Here is a 17,122-nt window from a genome sequence, read left to right as displayed (position 1 = left end):
CACAGGCCGCCGATCATGCCCAACGCCCCGCGCTACTGCCCGCACTGCACCACGGAACTGGCCCGGGGCGTTCCTACAGGCGACACCCACGAACGCCTGCACTGCGGCGGCTGCGGCTACATCCACTACATCAACCCGAAGATCATCGCCGGCTGCATCATCGAGCGCGATGGCAAGTACCTGCTGTGCCAACGCGCCATCCCGCCGCGCCCCGGTACCTGGACCTTGCCGGCCGGGTTCATGGAGGCCGGCGAGACCACCGAGCAGGCGGCATTGCGCGAGGTCTGGGAAGAAAGCGGCGTACGCGCCGAAATCGTCTCGCCCTATTCGATCTTCAGCGTGCCGAAGATCAGCGAGGTGTACATCATCTTCCGTGCCATCGCCACCGAGGAAACCGGGCAGTACGGCGCAGAAACGCTGGCGTACAAGTTCTTCGAGCCGGGCGAGATCCCCTGGGACGAAATCTACTACCCGGCCATCCGGCAGATTCTCGAGCGCTACATGCTCGAAAGGCAGGCCGGGGTTTACGGCATTTACATGGGCAATGACGACACTGGCAAGGTGCACTTCATTCGCTAGCCTGGGCCGGCCTCTTCGCGGGTAAACCCGCTCCCACAGAGAACGCACCGCCTTGAACCTTGTGCTGTACCTGTGGGAGCGGGTTTACCCGCGAAGAGGCCGGCACCAACCAGCAAAAATGTCTCGCCAAGCGTCTATTCTGCATGCACCCTGAACGCCCTATGCAAAAGGACCGGCAGCGCACATGGCAAAATGGCTAGACGGTGGCGGGCGGATGGCCGAGCGCATCCGCAATCACGATTGGGCCGCTACCCCCTTGGGCCCGCTGCAGCGGTGGCCCGCCGCACTGAAAACCAGCCTGGCCCTGTGCCTGGCTTCGCGCTTTCCGCAAGCCGTGCTCTGGGGCCGCGAGCTGCTCACCCTGCACAACGATGCCTTTGCGCAGATCCTCGGGCAAAAACCCTCGGCCCTGGGCGTGCCCTTTCGCGATGTGTGGCACGAAGCCTGGGCCGACATCGGCAACATGGCCGACCGCGCCCTGGCTGGCGAGGCGGTGTACATCGAAGACTTCCCGCTCGTCATCAACCGCAACGGCAGCCCGGAGCGGGCCTATTTCACCTTCTGCTACAGCCCCATCCGCGACCATGACGGCACGGTGCTGGGCATGCTCGACACGGTCACCGAAACCACCGCCAGCGTGCTTGCCAACCAGCGCCTGAAGTTTCTCGACGACCTCGGGCGGGCCGTGGCCGACGCCACCGACCCGGACCAGACTCTTGCCACTACCACGCGCATGCTGGTCGAGCACCTGCACCTGTCGAGCTGCGCCTACGCCGTGATGGAGCCCGATGAAGACGGCTTCACCATCTGCGGCGACGCCGTGATGCCCGGCTCGCCGCGCCTGGTAGGCCAATACCAGCTACGCGATTTCGGCAAGCTCGCGCTCAGCCGCCTGCGCAACGGCCAGGCCCTGGTGATCAACGACAACCTGAGCGAGCTGGCCCCCGAGGAAGCGGCGACCTTCCAGGCCATCGGCATCACCGCGACCATTTGCATGCCGCTGATCAAAGGCGGCCGGCTGACCGCGCTGATGGCCATCCACGACAAGGCAGCGCGGACCTGGAGCCATTATGAGCAGGCCTTGATCAGCGAAGTCACCGAGCGCAGCTGGGCGCATATCCAGCGTCTGCAGGCCCATGCCGAAGTGCGCCAGGCCGTGGCGGCGCTGGAAGCGCTGAATGCCACCCTCGAACAGCGCGTTGACGAACGCACCAGCCAGTTGCTGCACACCGAGGCCGTGCTGCGCCAAACCCAGAAACTCGAAGCCATCGGCCTGCTGACCGGCGGCGTGGCCCACGATTTCAACAACCTGCTGACCATCATCCGCTCGTCGCTGCACTTTCTGCAGCGTCCCAGCCTCGACGAGAACCGCCGCGAACGTTACCTCAAGACCATGTCCGACACCGTCGATCGTGGTTCCAGGCTGACCGGCCAGCTGCTGGCTTTCGCCCGCCGCCAGGCCTTGAGCCCGCAAGTATTCGAGGCCGGGCCACGGCTGGAGGCGATGACCGACATGCTCGATACCGCCACGGGCTCACGCATCCAGGTGCAACTGCAGTTACCGCAGGCGCCTTGCCATATCCGCGCCGACCCCAACCAGCTGGAAACCGCAGTCATCAACCTGATGCTCAATGGCCGCGATGCCATGGCCGGCGAAGGCACCTTGCAGCTGCGCCTGCAAGCCGATCAGTGCCTGCCCGCGCTGCGTGGCCAGCCAGCGCAACCGGGCCCGTTCGCCGCGATTTCGGTGAGCGACAGCGGCGTCGGCATCGCCGCCGAATTGCTGGAGCGTATCTTCGACCCGTTCTTCACCACCAAGGCGCCGGGTGAAGGCACCGGGCTCGGGCTGTCGCAGGTGTTCGGTTTTGCCAAGCAGTCCGGGGGCGATGTACAGGTCGACAGTGTCCCGGGCCAGGGCACCACGTTCACCTTGTACTTGCCCCAGGAACCGCCGCCTGAGGCCTAGGCGGTCAGCGCCGCCCTTCAGCCAGCATGCGCACGGCCAGGCCCGCCAGCACCGTGCCCATCAGCCAGCGTTGCACTTGCTGCCAGAGCGGGCGACCGGCGAGAAACACCGCTATCGACCCGGCCATGATCGCGATCACCGAGGCAGATCAAGGCAAAGGCAAGCAGTTGCGTGGTATCGGGCATGGCGGCACATCCTGGTTGTGCTGGGTGTCGCGCGAGTTTATCCGAAGCGTTGTTTATCGTCTGTACCGCCCTCTTCGCGGGCACGCCCGCTGCCACCGGTTGTGTGCAGGTCCTGGGGGCGGTGAACTCAACCCAGTTGCCCCGCTAGCAACCCCAGGGCCACGGTGATCATTGCCACCCCCGACACGCGCCCGACCAGCTTCGCCGCCCCCGGCCGGGTGCTCAGCACGGCTTTGGCGCCATAGCCGACCAGCGAATAGATCACCAGCGAGCTGCACAGGTGCACAAGGCCCAGCAGCAGGATCTGCAACGGCACCGGCCAGCTCGACTGCGGGTCGGTGAACTGCGGCAACAGGGCCAGGAACAGCAGGAACACTTTCGGGTTCAGGCCGCTGACGCAAAACCCCTTCAACGCCCAGCGCGACCCTGTTTCCTCCGCCCCCTGCTGCCCGGCCGAAGGCAATGCCGGGCGCAGCAACAGGTTGCCGCCCAGCCACAACAGGTACGTGCAGCCCGCCAGGGTCAGCAAGGTCAGTGCCAGCGGATGACCTGCCAGCAGGCTGCCGACCCCGGCCGCCACCACCAGGGTGGCAAGAAAATGCCCCGACAGCATCCCCGCCACTGCGGGCATCACCCAGCGCCCGCGCATGCCGGCGGAAATCGCGTAGGCCCAGTCCGCGCCGGGGGTAATCACGAACAGCAACGACACGGCCCAGAACGCCGTCAGAACACTGAGAGCCACTTGAATCTTCCTTTTCCACTGCTTGAGGATGGTGAAAGATTACGGATTCCGCCCAGGCATTTTCTTTCGTATATTTCCCATCAACCTTCATTTACTGGAAGATTCTTCTCGATGGACAGGACCGATCGCAAAATCCTTGCCGAGCTGCAAAAAGATGGGCGGCTGTCGGTGACCGAGCTGGCCGACCGCGTCGGGCTCAGCCTGTCGCCCTGCCATCGGCGCCTGAAGGCACTGGAGGAATCCGGGGCGATCCTTGGCTACCACGCACGCCTGGCACCGAGCGCCCTCGGGCTGAACTTCGCCGCGCTGGTATTCGTGACCTTGCGCGAAGTCACCCGTCAGCCGGTGGCGGACTTTGAAGCGGCGCTGGCCGAAATCCCGCAGATCGTCGAGGCGCAGCGGCTGTTTGGCGACCCGGACTACCTGCTGCATGTTGTAGCCAAGGACCTGCCGGCGTTTCAGAAGCTGTATGACGAACAGCTGACCAGCATTCCCAATGTGAAGCGCCTGAGTTCGACCTTGGTGATGAAGGAAGTGATCCAGGACCGCTTGTTACCGATGTAGCGTTGCTGCCTGTACCGGCCCTTTCGCGGGTGAACCCGCTCCCACGTCGACCGCATAGATTTGAAGTCATGCACAGTACCTGTGGGAGCGGGTTCACCCGCGAAAGCGCCGGCACAGGCAGCTTTCCATCTGCCCTGCAAACGCGCACGGCGCACCGCCAAAGCACACCGCTTCTCGCCTGCCTAATGCCCAAACCCCTCTAGACCAAGCCCTCCCGCCCCGTGGCACCCTACTTGCTACTTTCCCCCGTTCAACCTCTTGTCAGCCTTAGGTTTTTTAAGGTTTGTAGGCACATATTTACTAATTTCCCGTTATCCCCGCGCCCCGCATCATCGCTCCAACAAGAACGCGTCGCCCTTCGCCGGCACGCCCCCGGGCCGTTTCCGATGCCCAGCCTTGCCTTGGAGTCAGTCATGACCAGTGCAGCCAATTCGGCACCCCTCATAGAAAAACACACGATCGGCTATGTGCCGCCGCAAGACCGCCATGGAAAGGTAAGGGACCTGTTCACACTGTGGTTCGGCGGCAACATCGCACCGCTGCCCATCGTCACCGGCGCGCTGGGCGTGCAGCTGTTCCACCTGAACCTGGTGTGGGGCGTGGTCGCGATCCTGATCGGCCACCTGCTGGGTGGCGTGCTGATGGCGCTGCACTCGGCCCAGGGCCCGCAAATGGGCATTCCGCAGATGATCCAGAGCCGCGCCCAGTTCGGCTCGCTCGGTGCGCTGCTGGTGGTGGTGATCGCCGGGGTCATGTACATCGGCTTCTTCGCCTCCAACATCGTGCTCGCCGGCAAGTCGCTGCACGGCGTGGTCGACGCCGTGCCGGTACCGGTGGGTATCGTCATCGGTGCGCTGGGCTCGGGCATCATCGGCATCATCGGCTACCGCTTCATCCATGTGCTCAACCGCATCGGCACCTGGGTGCTGGGTATCGGCATCGTGGTCGGCTTCGGCTACATCTTCAGCCATGTGCAAAGCGACGACTTCCTCACCCGCGGCGGCTTCAACCTGGCCGGCTGGCTGGCCACCGTGTCGCTGGCGGCGCTGTGGCAGATCGCCTTTGCGCCCTATGTGTCGGATTACTCGCGCTACCTGCCGGCTGATGTGAAGGTCAGTTCGACATTCTGGACCACCTACCTGGGCTCGGCGCTGGGTTCGAGCCTGTCGTTCATCTTCGGTGCGGTGGCCGTGCTGGCGATTCCGGCGGGCATGGACACCATGGACGCGGTCAAACTGGCCACCGGCAGCCTCGGGCCGATCATGCTGGTGCTGTTCCTGCTCAGCGTGATCAGCCACAACGCTCTCAACCTGTATGGTGCGGTGCTGTCGATCATCACCCTGGTGCAAACCTTCGCCCACCGCTGGATCCCCACCGCCAGGAGCCGTGCCGTGCTGTCACTGCTGGTACTGACCGCCTGCTGCGTGGTGGCGGTATGCGCCTCGGCCGACTTCATCGGCCACTTCGTCGACATGGTGCTGGTGCTGCTGGTGGTGCTGGTACCGTGGACGGCGATCAACCTGATCGACTTCTATGCCATCCACAAGGGGGATTACGACATCCAGTCGATCTTCCAGGTCGATGGCGGCATCTACGGCCGTTACAACCCGCAGGCGCTGATCGCCTATGCCGTCGGCATCGCGGTGCAGATCCCGTTCATGAACACGCCGCTGTACGTCGGGCCGGTTTCCGCGCATATCAACGGGGCCGACCTGTCGTGGCTGGTGGGCCTGGCGGTGACTTCGCCGCTGTATTGGTGGCTGGCCAGCCGTGACAGTGCCTACCGCCGCCGGCAGATGAGTGCCAAGGTGGCGCTGAAGCCAGCCGGTTCGGGCTGCTAAGCCCCTTCGGGCAACAGGTTGCGATCGAACGTGAATGCCCGCTCGGCCTGCGGCGTATAGCGGTACAACTGCTGCGGCCGACCCAGCCTGGGCTGGTTCTTCTCCCCGGTGTCCTTTACCCAGCCCAGCTCGCGCAAGCGCTCCAGGCGCTTGCGCAGCGAGGTGTTGTTGACCGCCTGCCCCAGGCACGCCTGCACCGCCCCCAGCGCATCGAGCACGGTGAATTTCTCGGCCAGCAGGGAAAGCGGCAGGCTGCTGTACACCGTCTTCGCCGCCAATCGCTCGCGGGCGCGCTCGACCAGCAAATTGTGGTCGAATGGCAGCAGCACCTTGCGCGCCAATACACTGCCCAAGTCGAAAAACGCCAGCTGATCGCCCGCCACGTGCTGCTCCGGGCCGAGCAAGGCCAGGTAGTAGGTGCTGAGCGACCAGCCACGCGGGTCGCGGAAGGCATTGCCCTCGGTGCCCACCTGTTCCATGTAGCACGGCACCACCCGGGCTTTCTCGCGCAACGCCCGCTCGGCGGCGCCTTCCAGGCTGATGTCGGGGGTTCGGCCGTTGACGATCACCCCAGGCAAGGCCCACTGGCCGGCATGCGGTTCGCGCTGACGTCGGTGCAGCAGCACTTGCAGTTGCTGGGGTTCGGCGGCCATGCGCAAGGCGACGATATCGACACTGGCCAGGACTTCGCTGGTACTCACAAGGTGGCTCCGTACTTTGACGCCGCTATATTCCACCAGAGCAGTTTAAGTAAGACAAGCCTGAAATCATCTGAGCAAAGCTATTGACATACTTATTTCACCAGGTGGAATATATAGCCATTCCAGCGAGGAGAACCACCATGAAGATCGCCAGTTTCGATGTCGACGCGCAGAAAGGCTTCACTGCCCACGCCCCCGCAGAACTGCCCGTTCCGCAAGGCGACGAAATCGCGGCCGATCTGAATGCCATGGCGTTGCGCGCCGACCTGCGCCTGGGCAGCAAGGATGCCCACCCGGCCAACGCCGCCTGGGTGGTCACCGACCCCGCGCACATGCTGCGGCCGCTGCAGCTGGCCAACGCCGACCTGACCTGGGTCAGCCACTGCGTGCCCGGCACCCCGGGCTTCGAGCTGCTGCCCGGCCTGCCCGCCCCCATCGATTACGACTACTTCGTGTGGAAGGGCGTCGAGCCCGACCTGCACCCCTACGGCGCCTGTTACCACGACCTGGCCGAACGCCGTTCCACCGGGGTGATCGAGTACCTCAAGGTGCAGCAGGTGGGCGCCGTGATCGTCGGCGGCCTGGCCCTGGATTACTGCGTCAGGACCACCGCCCGCCAGCTGCGCCAGGCCGGCTTCCAGGTGCTGCTGTACCTGCCGGCCTGCCGCGCCCTCACCCAGGCCGGCGCGATCGAGGCGTGTGGCGCCTTGGCCGCCGATGGCGTGATGCTATGCGGCGACGAAGCCGCGCTCGACCACCAGCTTGCCCTGATCAAGGAAGACCGCCCATGAGCGACAGTGTTTTCGGCCCACGCATCATCCAGAACCTGCTGGACACCGATTTCTACAAGATCACCATGATGCAGGCAGTGCTGCACAACTACCCCAACGCCGAGGTGGAGTGGGAGTTCCGCTGCCGCAACGGCGAGAACCTCGCCCCTTACCTGGCAGAAATCCGCTACCAGGTCGAGCAGCTGGCCGATGTCAGCGTCACCCACGACCAGCTCGCCTACCTGGAGAAGATCCCGTTCATCAAACCGGACTTCATCCGTTTTCTCAGCCTGTTCCGCTTCAACCTACGTTACGTGCAGGTCGGCCTGGACGACGCCGGGCAACTGGCGATCCGCGTGCGCGGGCCATGGCTGCATGTGATCCTCTACGAAATCCCGCTGCTGGCGATCATCAGCGAAGTGCGCAACCGCTACCGCTACCGCGAAGTGGTGATCGAGCAGGTCCGCGAGCGCCTGTACCAGAACCTCGACTGGCTCAAGGCCGAGGCCGGCAGCGATGAACTGGCCGGTTTCCAGCTGGCCGACTTCGGCACCCGGCGGCGCTTCTCCTACCGCGTGCAGGAAGAGGTGGTGCACATTCTCAAGCGTGACTTCCCCGGCCGTTTCGTCGGCACCAGCAACGTGCACCTGGCCCGTGAATACCAGCTCAAACCCATCGGCACCATGGCCCACGAATGGTTCATGGCCCATCAGCAGCTCGGCCCGCGACTGGTCGACAGCCAGGCTGCCGCGCTGGAGTGCTGGGTACGCGAATACCGCGGGCTGCTGGGCATCGCCTTGACCGACTGCATCACCATGGACGCGTTCCTGGGTGATTTCGACCTGTACTTCGCCAAGCTGTTCGATGGCCTGCGGCACGATTCCGGCGACCCGCTGCAATGGGCGGAAAAGGCCATTGCCCACTATGAACGGCTGGGCATCGACCCGAAGAGCAAGACGCTGATCTTTTCCGACGGGCTGGATTTTGCCAAGGCGTTGGCCCTGTACCGGGCACTGCATGAACGGATCAATGTGAGCTTTGGCATCGGTACGCGGCTGACCTGCGATATCCCGGGGGTGGAGCCGATGAACATCGTGATCAAGATGACCGCCTGCAATGGGGCGCCGGTGGCGAAGATTTCCGACAGCCCGGGCAAGACCCAGTGCCGGGACGAGAATTTCGTGGCCTATCTGAAGCATGTCTTTCGGGTGAACTGAGGGCACCTGTAGCGGCCTCTTCGCGGGTAAACCCGCTCCCACAGGAATTGCACAACCCTTGAATTCTGTATGTTCACTGTGGGAGCGGGTTTACCCGCGAAGAGGCCGGTGCAGTCAGCTCAGCTCTTGCAGGCCCACACACAACTCAAGAAACCGCGCCGCCGCCCGCGACGGCGTGGCCGCATGCGGCATCAGTATGGAAAACCGCCGCACCAGCGCCTGCGGCGCCACCTGTACGCGGCGCAACGCGCCATCCTCATGGCGGATCGACATCGCCGAGACAAAGCCGATCCCCATCCCCGCCCGCACCGCCTCCTTCACCCCTTCCACGCCGGCAATTTCCAGCGCCACGCGCATCGCCACGCCGCTGCGGGCAAACGCCCGCTCGACGATCTGCCGCACACCCGAGCCGCTCTCGCGCAGCACCAACGGGTAGGCCCCCAGCGATGCCAGGGTCTGTTGCTCGCTGCCAGCCAACGGATGCCCACGCGGCACGATGGCCACGATCTCGTCCTGCCGCCACGCCGTCACCGCCGTGCCCAACGGCAGCTCCTGGCCGGGCGGGCCTTCGATCAGGGCAATATCGACGCTGTCCAGCGCAGCGACGATTTCTGCCGTGTTGCCATTGGCAGTGGTCACCAGTACGTCCGGGTAGCGCGCCTGGAAATCGGCGATCAGGTACGGCAGCAGGTAGCTGGCCGGGGTGGTGCTGGCGCCGATGCGCAAGGTGCCGCGCTCAAGCCCGCGCATGGCCTCGCGCAGCGCCTGAGCCTGGCGGAAGGTTTCGCGCAGGCGCTCGGCATGGGCCAGCAACTGCTCGCCCGCCGCCGTCAGCCGCACGCCGCGCCCGGCGCGTTGATAAAGCGGCTCGCCAAAGGCCTCCTGCAGCAGCTTGAGCTGGCCAGACACCGCTGGCTGCGACAGGTGCAGGGCCTGGGCTGCATGGCTGATGTTGCCGTGCTCGGCAACGGTTGCGAAGGTTATCAGCTGTTCTGGGGTCATACGGTGAAAATATCAGCAATACGGATATTTGCCATTCTGAATTACGATTTTTTATAAGCTTATAACCAGATTAACGTAGGCCGTGTCGAAACACTTTCCGGAGGACTCACATGGCCACGGCCCCGTCCAACCCTGCCTTTGCACCTACCCTCTCCACCCGAGGGCGGCTCAACGGCATCCTGTTCGTCGCGCTGTTCGCGCTAGCGGTCACCCAGCTGGCCGCCCTGCCCGTCATCGCCAGCCTGGGTATCAGCCCGTTGATCGTCGGCATCGTTGCCGGTGCGCTGTATGGCAACGCGCTGCGTCACGGCGTACCGGCGAGCTGGGCAGCCGGTATCAACTTTTCCGCACGCGGCCTGCTGCGCATCGCCGTAGCCTTCTTCGGCCTGCGGGTAAGCCTGCAGGAAATTGCCGAAGTCGGCTGGTCGGGGCTGATGGTGTCACTGCTGGTGGTGACCAGCACCCTGCTGATCGGCCTGTGGTGCGGCATGAAGCTGCTGAAGCTGGACCGCGATACCGCCCTGCTCACCGCTGCCGGCAGTGCCATTTGCGGTGCCGCTGCCGTGCTGGCCTTCGAATCGGCACTGCGCAGCGCCCCGCATAAAAGTGCCATGGCGGTCGGTAGCGTGGTGCTGTTCGGCACCCTGTCGATGCTGCTTTACCCGCTGGCGATCAATGCCGGCTGGTTGCACCTGGACACCCTGGGCGCCGGGCTGTTCCTTGGCGGCACCTTGCACGAGGTGGCCCAGGTGGTCGGTGCGGCCAGCAACGTCAGTGCCGAAGCCACGCATATCGCCACCATCGTCAAGATGACCCGGGTGATGCTGCTGGTACCGGTGCTGCTGATCGTCTGCTTGTGCATCAGTCGCCTGCGCCAGCCTGGCCAGGGCCAAGGCAACGGGCGCATAGCGATGCCCTGGTTCGCCTTCGGTTTCCTCGCCCTGGTGCTGGTGAATTCACTGCAGGTGCTGCCCGCCAGCGTGACGCAGGCGGTCAACAGCCTGGACACCTTTGCCCTGACCATGGCCATGACCGCGCTGGGGATGGAAACGCGCTTCAGCCAGATTCGTCAGGCCGGGCCGCGGGCGCTGGCCACCGGGGCGATCCTGAACCTGTGGTTGGTCGGGGGTGGCCTGGCAATTACCCTTGGCGTGCAGAAGCTGTTGGGTTGAGCCTGGACCGAGCTGGCTTCTTCGCGGGTAAACCCGCTCCCACAGGGTTCCGCGCGGTCCCTGTGGGAGCGGGTTTACCCGCGAAGGAGCCAACCAAGTCCCAAGCTTTTTCAGCAGCCCCCTCGTTGCCGTCCACATTTCTCGGTATGGTGTTGTCAAAGAAGGATGTTTTACCCGCACAGGAAAGACTTAGATGCCTCAACGCCATGTCATCAATGCATCCGTCAGCCCCAAAGGCAGCCTGGAGACGCTGTCACAACGTGAAGTGCAGCAACTGAGTGAAGTCGGTACCGGTAGCCTCTACACCCTGTTCCGCCAGTGCGCCCTGGCCATCCTCAACACCGGCGCCCATGTCGACAATGCCAAGACCATCCTCGAGGCCTATCAGGACTTCGAGGTACGGATCCATCAGCAGGACCGTGGCGTGCGCCTGGAGCTGCTGAATGCACCGGCCGATGCCTTCGTAGATGGCGAAATGATCGCCAGCACCCGTGAAATGCTGTTCAGCGCCCTGCGCGACATCGTCTATACCGAAAGCGAGCTGGCCAGCCAGCGCATCGACCTGGAAAGCTCCCAGGGCATCACCGACTACGTCTTCCACCTGCTGCGCAACGCCCGCACGCTGCGCCCCGGCGTCGAGCCGAAGATGGTGGTGTGCTGGGGTGGCCACTCGATCAGCAGCGAGGAATACCAATACACCAAGAAGGTCGGCCACGAACTGGGGCTGCGCAAGCTGGATGTGTGCACCGGCTGCGGCCCGGGCGTGATGAAAGGCCCGATGAAGGGCGCCACCATCGCCCACGCCAAGCAGCGCATGCACGGCAGCCGTTACCTGGGCCTGACCGAGCCGGGCATCATCGCCGCCGAAGCGCCCAACCCGATCGTCAACGAACTGGTGATCCTGCCGGACATCGAGAAGCGCCTGGAAGCCTTCGTGCGTGTCGGCCACGGCATCATCATCTTCCCGGGCGGTGCCGGTACGGCGGAGGAATTCCTCTACCTGCTGGGTATCCTCATGCACCCGGACAACCAGGCGCTGCCGTTCCCGGTGGTGCTCACCGGCCCGCGCAGTGCCGAGCCGTACCTGCAACAGTTGCACGCCTTCGTCGGTGCCACCCTGGGCGAAGCGGCGCACCGCTTGTACGAAATCATCATCGACGACCCGGCGGAAGTTGCCCGGCACATGGTCGAGGGGCTCAAGGCGGTCAAGCAGTTCCGCCGCGAACGCAACGATGCGTTCCACTTCAACTGGCTGTTGAAGATCGAAGAGAGTTTCCAGCGCCCGTTCGACCCGACCCACCAGGCCATGGCCGACCTGGACCTGCGCCGCGACCTGCCGCCGCATGAACTTGCCGCCAACCTGCGCCGGGCCTTCTCCGGCATCGTCGCCGGTAACGTCAAGGACAAAGGCATCCGCCTGATCGAAGAACACGGGCCGTATCAGATCCGTGGCGACAGCGCCGTGCTGGACCCACTGGGCCGGCTGTTGCAGGCGTTCGTCGACCAGCATCGGATGAAGCTGCCTGGCGGCGCGGCGTATGTACCGTGCTACCAGGTGGTGACCTGACCCTGGTGCACGGCTAGCAGCCCCACCGCCGGCAGGCGCTGTCGATCTTGCTCAGGACCCCGGCGTGATATCGCCTTGCTGCCAGCGCGCTTCGCTGTTGCTCAGTGCCTGGGCGATGTCGGCAAGCTCGCCGGACGGCAAGGTCGCCGGCAACGGGTCCAGCCCGGCACTGGCGAACAGCTGGCCATAGCTGTTGCGCAGCTCGGCATAGGCCAGGTCCCGGCGCAAGTCGGCCTGCAAGGCGTTCAGCTCGCCCTGGATCAGCTCCAGCTCGCCAATGCCTTCGGCCTGGTGGCGGTTGCGCAGCTGCTCGACGATCTGCTGGTCGAGCGAGACCAGTTGCTGGCTGGTGGCGAACTGCCGGCGGGCCTCGCTGTAATTGGCATTGGCCACGTACAGCTGGGCGAGGATGGCCATCGACATCGCCTGGCGACGGGCCTCGACTACCTGCTCGCCTGCCTTGGCGACATCGATGGAGGCCGGGCCCGACAGCACGTTGAACAGGTTCCAGGTGATCTTCACGCCATAGTCGGCCCAGTGCTGGTTGGTCAGGAAGCTGTTGCTGTCGTAATGGCCACCTGCGGAGAACTCCAGCCCCGGCAACATGCGCAGCATCGATTTGCGCACTTCGGCGGCGCTGATGCGCGCCTGGTAGTCCTGCTCGCGCAGTTCCGGGCGCGAGGCCAGGGCCTGCTGCTCCAGGCTGCCCAGGCTCACGTTCAGCTCTGGCACGCTGTAGTCGGCGTTTTCCGCCAGGGTCAGTTGCGTGCCCGGCGCCAGGTTGATCAGCGCGCCCAGCTCGGTCTTGGCCAGCGACAAGGCGCGGCGCTGCTCCTCCAGTTGCCGGGTGGCCTCGATCAGCGAGCGCTGGTAGTTCAGCGCCTGGATCGGGTCACCGATACGCTGCTCGCCCAGGCGCTGGCTGTTGTCGCGGGCCTGCTCGACCCGCGCCATCAGCGCGTCGATCTGCTTGAGCAGGCGCTCGGCCGCCACGGCCCGCCAGTAGGCCGAACGCACATCCTGGATGATGGTCTGCACCACCTTGCGTCGGCGTTCCTGCACGATCAGCCGCTGGTCGCCCTGCTGCTTGGCGCTGACATAGCTGACGCCGAAGTCCAGCACGTTCCAGACCATGGTCAGGTCGGCCACGTCACGGTCGCGGTCCTGGGAGGTCGAAGGTTCCAGCGACTGGGTGTTGGTCAGCACGCTGCGGCTGCTGGACGCGCTGACGTTGCTGCGCCCGGCATAGCCGGCCGAGGCGGCCATGCGCGGCAGCATGTCGAAGGTGGCCAGGTCGACCTGGCGCTGGGCCAGCGCCTCTTCCATCACCTTCAGGCGCGCTTCCAGGTTGTACTTGACCGCCCGCGCCATCGCCTGGTGCAGCGTCAGCGGGCCTTGCAGCGCCTCCTGGCCCTTGAACATGCTGGCCAGGTCCTCCCGGGCCCGCTGCTCGCTGACGCTACGCTCGATCGGCTGGGGCTTGACGGCACAGCCGGTCACCGCCAATGCCAACAGGCTTACCGCAAATATCCTTGACGCTCTGCTCATCCCTTCCGCCCCCTTGGCACGGCAAATTGCTTGTTGTTCTGCTCCGTTCACCCCGCATGGCCGAAGCTCAGGCCTGAGGGGTGGTTACCTCGATCTGTCCCAACGCCTGGGCCAGCTTGCTGACCTGACGCTGTTCGCCGTCCTTGAATGCCTGCAGTTGCTGGCCGAGGGTCGGTGCCCCAGACAAGCCCTTGCCTGCGCCCGCATCGGCGCCCTGGCGCCACGGTTTACCGCCGGTCAGCTCATACTGGCCGCCGTCATCCGGCAGCGTCTTGTCGAAGATATTGGCCAGGCTGCTGGCGCCGAACACATTGGCATCGCCGCCACCGAAGCCGAGGAAGCCAGCGCCGGAACCGTCGCCGATGGCGCTGTGCTGGCTGAGGAATACCTGGGCCAGGTAGCTGGGTGCCAGCGCACCGTCGTGAATGAAGATACTGCCCACGGTCGGCAAGCCACCGCCCGGGCTCGGCACCTCGAACAAGGGGGCCGGCAGCAGCGGTGACTGGAACGCCGGCAAGGGCGCTGCAGGCGGCACGATCACCGCGGCAGTCGGGCCGGGCAGCCCCGGTTGCGCAGGCGGATTGGCACGGAACTGCGGGTCGCCATCGCTCGATGGCAAGGCCTGGCCCTGGCCGCTGAAGCCGCCTGCCAGGGTGTTCCCGGCCAGGTCGCTGATGCCGCTGCCCTCGCCTTTCAGGGCCAGCGCCAGGGTGCCGCTGCCGGCCACTGCAGCGACATTGACCTGCCAGGTGCGGCCGTCGATGCGCGCCAGCGATTGCAAGGTGCCAATGGCGTTGCCGGTGGTGAGCAGTTGGAAGTCAGCCAGATCGACGCCGCTGACCGCTTCGCTGAAGGTCACGGTGAACGCCTGGCTGCCCGGCGTCGACAGCGGCACCGGCACGATCGACTCGACGCTGGGCAGGCGCGTATCGACCACCACCCCGGCGCTGTCGCCCACTGCATGCAGCCCCGGGTTCAGGGCGTTGCCGAGCGCATCGCGCAGGGTCGCGCCATTGGCCGCAAGGCCCAGCACCTGGACGCCATCGGCATCGTTGTCGCCAGCCTGGATGCGGTACTGGAACACCAGCGTGGTGGTTGCCGAGCCTGCGACGAAGTCGGCAAACACGGTACGCCCGCCGATATCCAGGGCCAGCCGCGGCACGCCATCGACGATCACCGCTTCGCTGGTATTGACCACGAAGGTGAGGACGTCATCGGTGTTGTAGGGCACTGCGGCGGGCACGCCGACACTGCTTACCGTGGGGGCGTCGCGGTCGATGCTGTAGGCCGCGCCCACCAGGCCGCCACTGAGCAGGTTGCCGGCAAAGTCAGTGATGCCGGTACCGCTGGCCTTGAGGTCGAGGCCCAAGGTGCCGGTGCCGCTGACGCCGCTGACGGTGATTTCGTACACCCCATCGCCGAGCTGGCGCAGCGCGCTCAGCGTACCGCTGGCCGAACCGCTGCTGGCCAGGCTGAAGTCGCTCAGGTCCACGCCATTGACGGGTTCGCTGAAGGTCACGGTGAAGCGCACGCTCGGCGCGTTGCCGGGGGTCGGGTCGAGGGTGACGATGGCCAGCGCTGCCGGTGCCTGGGTGTCGACCAGTACCTGTTGCATATCGGCCACATTGTTCAGCGTGAGGTTCATGGCGTTGCCCAGTGCGTCGTTCAACGTCGCCCCGTTGGCCGCCAGGCCCGTCACGCGGATGCCGTCGCTGTCGTTGTCGCCGGCCTGGACGATGTACTGGAACACCAGGGTCGTGGTGCCCGCACCGGCCACCAGTTCGGCGAACACCGCGCGCCCGCCGATGTCCAGCAGCAGCCGCGGTGCGCCGTTGACCTGCACGGCTTCACTGGCATTGACCACGAACACCAGCGCATCGCCAGCGTTGTAAGTGACACCGGCCAGCGGCCCGCCGACGCTGGTCACGCCCGGTGCGCGGGTATCGACCAGATAGGCATTGGACTGTGCCGTGCTGTCACCGTGGTTGCCCTGGGCGTCGGTAACCGCGCCGGTGTCCAGGTAGATCCGGTTGCCGTTGCTCTGGCTGCCGCTGATAGGCGTCAGGGTGGCGGTCCAGGTGATGCCACCATCGCTGCTGGCCAGGCCGCTCAGCACACCGTTATCGGCCTGCAACTGCGCCAGCGACAGCCCGCTTACCGCCTCGTTGAAGGTAATGGTCACCAGGCTGCTCTGGCCGGCGCCCAGGTTGCTGTCGGCCACCACGATGCTGGCGCTCGGGCGCTGGGTGTCGATGGCGTAGTTGTTGGAAGCGGTGCTGCCGACCCCGGCATTGCCGGAGGCGCCGACCACCCCGCTGTTGTCCAGGCTGATCAGGTTGCTGGCGTCCTCGACATTCGCCGCCGGGGTGAACGTCGCCGTCCAGGTGACGCCGCCGTCGCTGCTGCTCACGGTGCTCAGGCTGCCGTTGCTCACGCTCAAGTCGCTGTTGTCGAAGCCGCTGACCGCCTCGCTGAAGGTGATGGTCACCAGGCTCGACTCACCGGCACGCAGGGCGCTGTCGGCGACCACGATGGTGGCGCTGGGCAGCACGGTGTTGACTGTGTAGTTGGCCGACTGGGTGATGCCGGTGCCGACGTTGCCGGCCAGGTCGGCGATGCCGCTGTTGTTCAGGCTGATGACGTTGCTGGTGTCCTGCACGGCCACGGCCGGGGTGAAGGTAGCCGTCCAGGTGATGCCACCGTCGCTGCTGGCAAGGTTGGCCAGGGTGCCGTTCGGTACGCTGAGGTCGGCCAGGTCGAGGCCGCTCACCGCTTCGCTGAAGGTGATGGTGACCTGGGTGGTCTCGCCGGCACGCAGCGCGCTGTCGGCCAGCACGATGGTTGCAGTCGGGCGCTGGCTGTCGATGGCGTAGTTGTTCGAATCGGTGCTGCCGCTGTTGGCGTTGCCCGCCAGGTCGGCCACGCCGCCATCGTTCAGGGTGATCAGGTTGCTGGTGTCGGTGACACCGCTGGCCGGGGTCAGCGTCGCGGTCCAGGTGATACCGCCGTCCGAACTGCTCAGCCCGCTGAGGGTACCGTTGGCCACTGTCAGGTCGGCCAGGGTGAAGCCGACCACCGCTTCGCTGAAGCTGATGGTCACCAGGCTGGTCTGGCCGATGCTCAGGTTGCTGTCGGCCACCACGATGCTGGCGCTCGGGCGTTGGGTGTCGATGGCGTAGTTGTTGGACGCGGTGCTGCCAACCCCGGCATTGCCCCAGACATTGACCACCCCGCTGTTGTCCAGGCTGATCAGGTTGCTGGCGTCCTC

General features: G+C 65.2%; 13 protein-coding genes and 1 pseudogene. 8 read left to right on the top strand and 6 right to left on the bottom strand.

Going from position 1 to position 17,122, the window contains the following annotated elements:
- Positions 1-15: 15 nt before the first annotated feature.
- Both C6A77_RS15445 and C6A77_RS15440 read left to right on the top strand, forming a co-directional pair.
- Positions 16-579, top strand: coding sequence for an NUDIX hydrolase (locus C6A77_RS15445; RefSeq protein ID WP_114170252.1), 564 nt, complete (start codon positions 16-18; stop codon positions 577-579).
- Between the two features lie 184 nt (positions 580-763).
- Positions 764-2,545, top strand: a complete 1,782-nt coding sequence (locus tag C6A77_RS15440; protein WP_114170251.1) for an ATP-binding protein — start codon at positions 764-766, stop codon at positions 2,543-2,545.
- A 4-nt stretch (positions 2,546-2,549) separates the two neighbouring features.
- On the opposite strand, the pseudogene C6A77_RS15435 reads toward C6A77_RS15440, so the two are convergent.
- Positions 2,550-2,687: pseudogene (locus C6A77_RS15435) on the bottom strand (LysE family translocator); the annotation flags it as partial.
- 170 nt (positions 2,688-2,857) lie between these two features.
- Positions 2,858-3,472: a LysE family translocator gene (locus tag C6A77_RS15430; RefSeq protein WP_114170250.1), complete on the bottom strand. Its 615-nt coding sequence runs from the start codon at positions 3,470-3,472 to the stop codon at positions 2,858-2,860.
- 111 nt (positions 3,473-3,583) lie between these two features.
- Between C6A77_RS15430 and C6A77_RS15425 the strand changes: the two genes are divergently transcribed.
- Positions 3,584-4,036: an Lrp/AsnC family transcriptional regulator gene (locus C6A77_RS15425; RefSeq protein ID WP_015270735.1), complete on the top strand. Its 453-nt coding sequence runs from the start codon at positions 3,584-3,586 to the stop codon at positions 4,034-4,036.
- A 413-nt stretch (positions 4,037-4,449) separates the two neighbouring features.
- A complete protein-coding gene (locus C6A77_RS15420; RefSeq protein WP_114170249.1) occupies positions 4,450-5,877 on the top strand; it encodes a cytosine permease in 1,428 nt (475 codons plus the stop codon).
- On the opposite strand, the gene C6A77_RS15415 is transcribed toward C6A77_RS15420, so the two are convergent.
- Positions 5,874-6,578, bottom strand: a complete 705-nt coding sequence (locus tag C6A77_RS15415) for an NUDIX hydrolase (protein ID WP_114170248.1) — start codon at positions 6,576-6,578, stop codon at positions 5,874-5,876. The two genes, C6A77_RS15420 and C6A77_RS15415, sit on opposite strands and share 4 nt — an antisense overlap.
- Before the next feature lie 140 nt (positions 6,579-6,718).
- Between C6A77_RS15415 and C6A77_RS15410 the strand changes: the two genes are divergently transcribed.
- Complete coding sequence (locus C6A77_RS15410; protein WP_114170247.1) at positions 6,719-7,369, top strand: isochorismatase family protein; 651 nt, start codon at positions 6,719-6,721, stop codon at positions 7,367-7,369.
- Positions 7,366-8,565 carry a nicotinate phosphoribosyltransferase gene (gene pncB, locus C6A77_RS15405; RefSeq protein ID WP_114170246.1) on the top strand — a complete coding sequence of 400 codons (1,200 nt, stop codon included), beginning with the start codon at positions 7,366-7,368 and terminating at the stop codon, positions 8,563-8,565. The genes C6A77_RS15410 and pncB overlap by 4 nt, the downstream gene beginning before the upstream one ends.
- Before the next feature lie 114 nt (positions 8,566-8,679).
- On the opposite strand, the gene C6A77_RS15395 is transcribed toward pncB, so the two are convergent.
- The gene (locus C6A77_RS15395; RefSeq protein WP_114170245.1) at positions 8,680-9,567 is read right to left on the bottom strand and encodes a LysR family transcriptional regulator; all 888 of its coding nucleotides are present in this window, start codon (positions 9,565-9,567) and stop codon (positions 8,680-8,682) included.
- Between the two features lie 110 nt (positions 9,568-9,677).
- On the opposite strand from C6A77_RS15395, the gene C6A77_RS15390 reads away from it, so the two are divergent.
- Positions 9,678-10,739 carry a YeiH family protein gene (locus tag C6A77_RS15390; RefSeq protein WP_114170244.1) on the top strand — a complete coding sequence of 354 codons (1,062 nt, stop codon included), beginning with the start codon at positions 9,678-9,680 and terminating at the stop codon, positions 10,737-10,739.
- A 193-nt stretch (positions 10,740-10,932) separates the two neighbouring features.
- A complete protein-coding gene (gene ppnN / locus C6A77_RS15380; RefSeq protein WP_114170242.1) occupies positions 10,933-12,306 on the top strand; it encodes a nucleotide 5'-monophosphate nucleosidase PpnN in 1,374 nt (457 codons plus the stop codon).
- A gap of 51 nt (positions 12,307-12,357) precedes the next feature.
- Here the strand turns inward: ppnN and C6A77_RS15375 are convergent, their stop codons facing one another.
- Both C6A77_RS15375 and C6A77_RS15370 read right to left on the bottom strand, forming a co-directional pair.
- Complete coding sequence (locus tag C6A77_RS15375; RefSeq protein ID WP_114170241.1) at positions 12,358-13,854, bottom strand: TolC family protein; 1,497 nt, start codon at positions 13,852-13,854, stop codon at positions 12,358-12,360.
- 67 nt (positions 13,855-13,921) lie between these two features.
- Positions 13,922-17,122: Ig-like domain-containing protein (locus C6A77_RS15370; protein ID WP_241507431.1), on the bottom strand; the 3,201-nt coding region annotated here is incomplete at its 5' end.

The sequence above is a fragment of the Pseudomonas sp. AFG_SD02_1510_Pfu_092 genome (assembly GCF_003331055.1).
GTDB lineage: Bacteria > Pseudomonadota > Gammaproteobacteria > Pseudomonadales > Pseudomonadaceae > Aquipseudomonas.
This window is presented reverse-complemented; position numbering and strand designations above follow the sequence as displayed.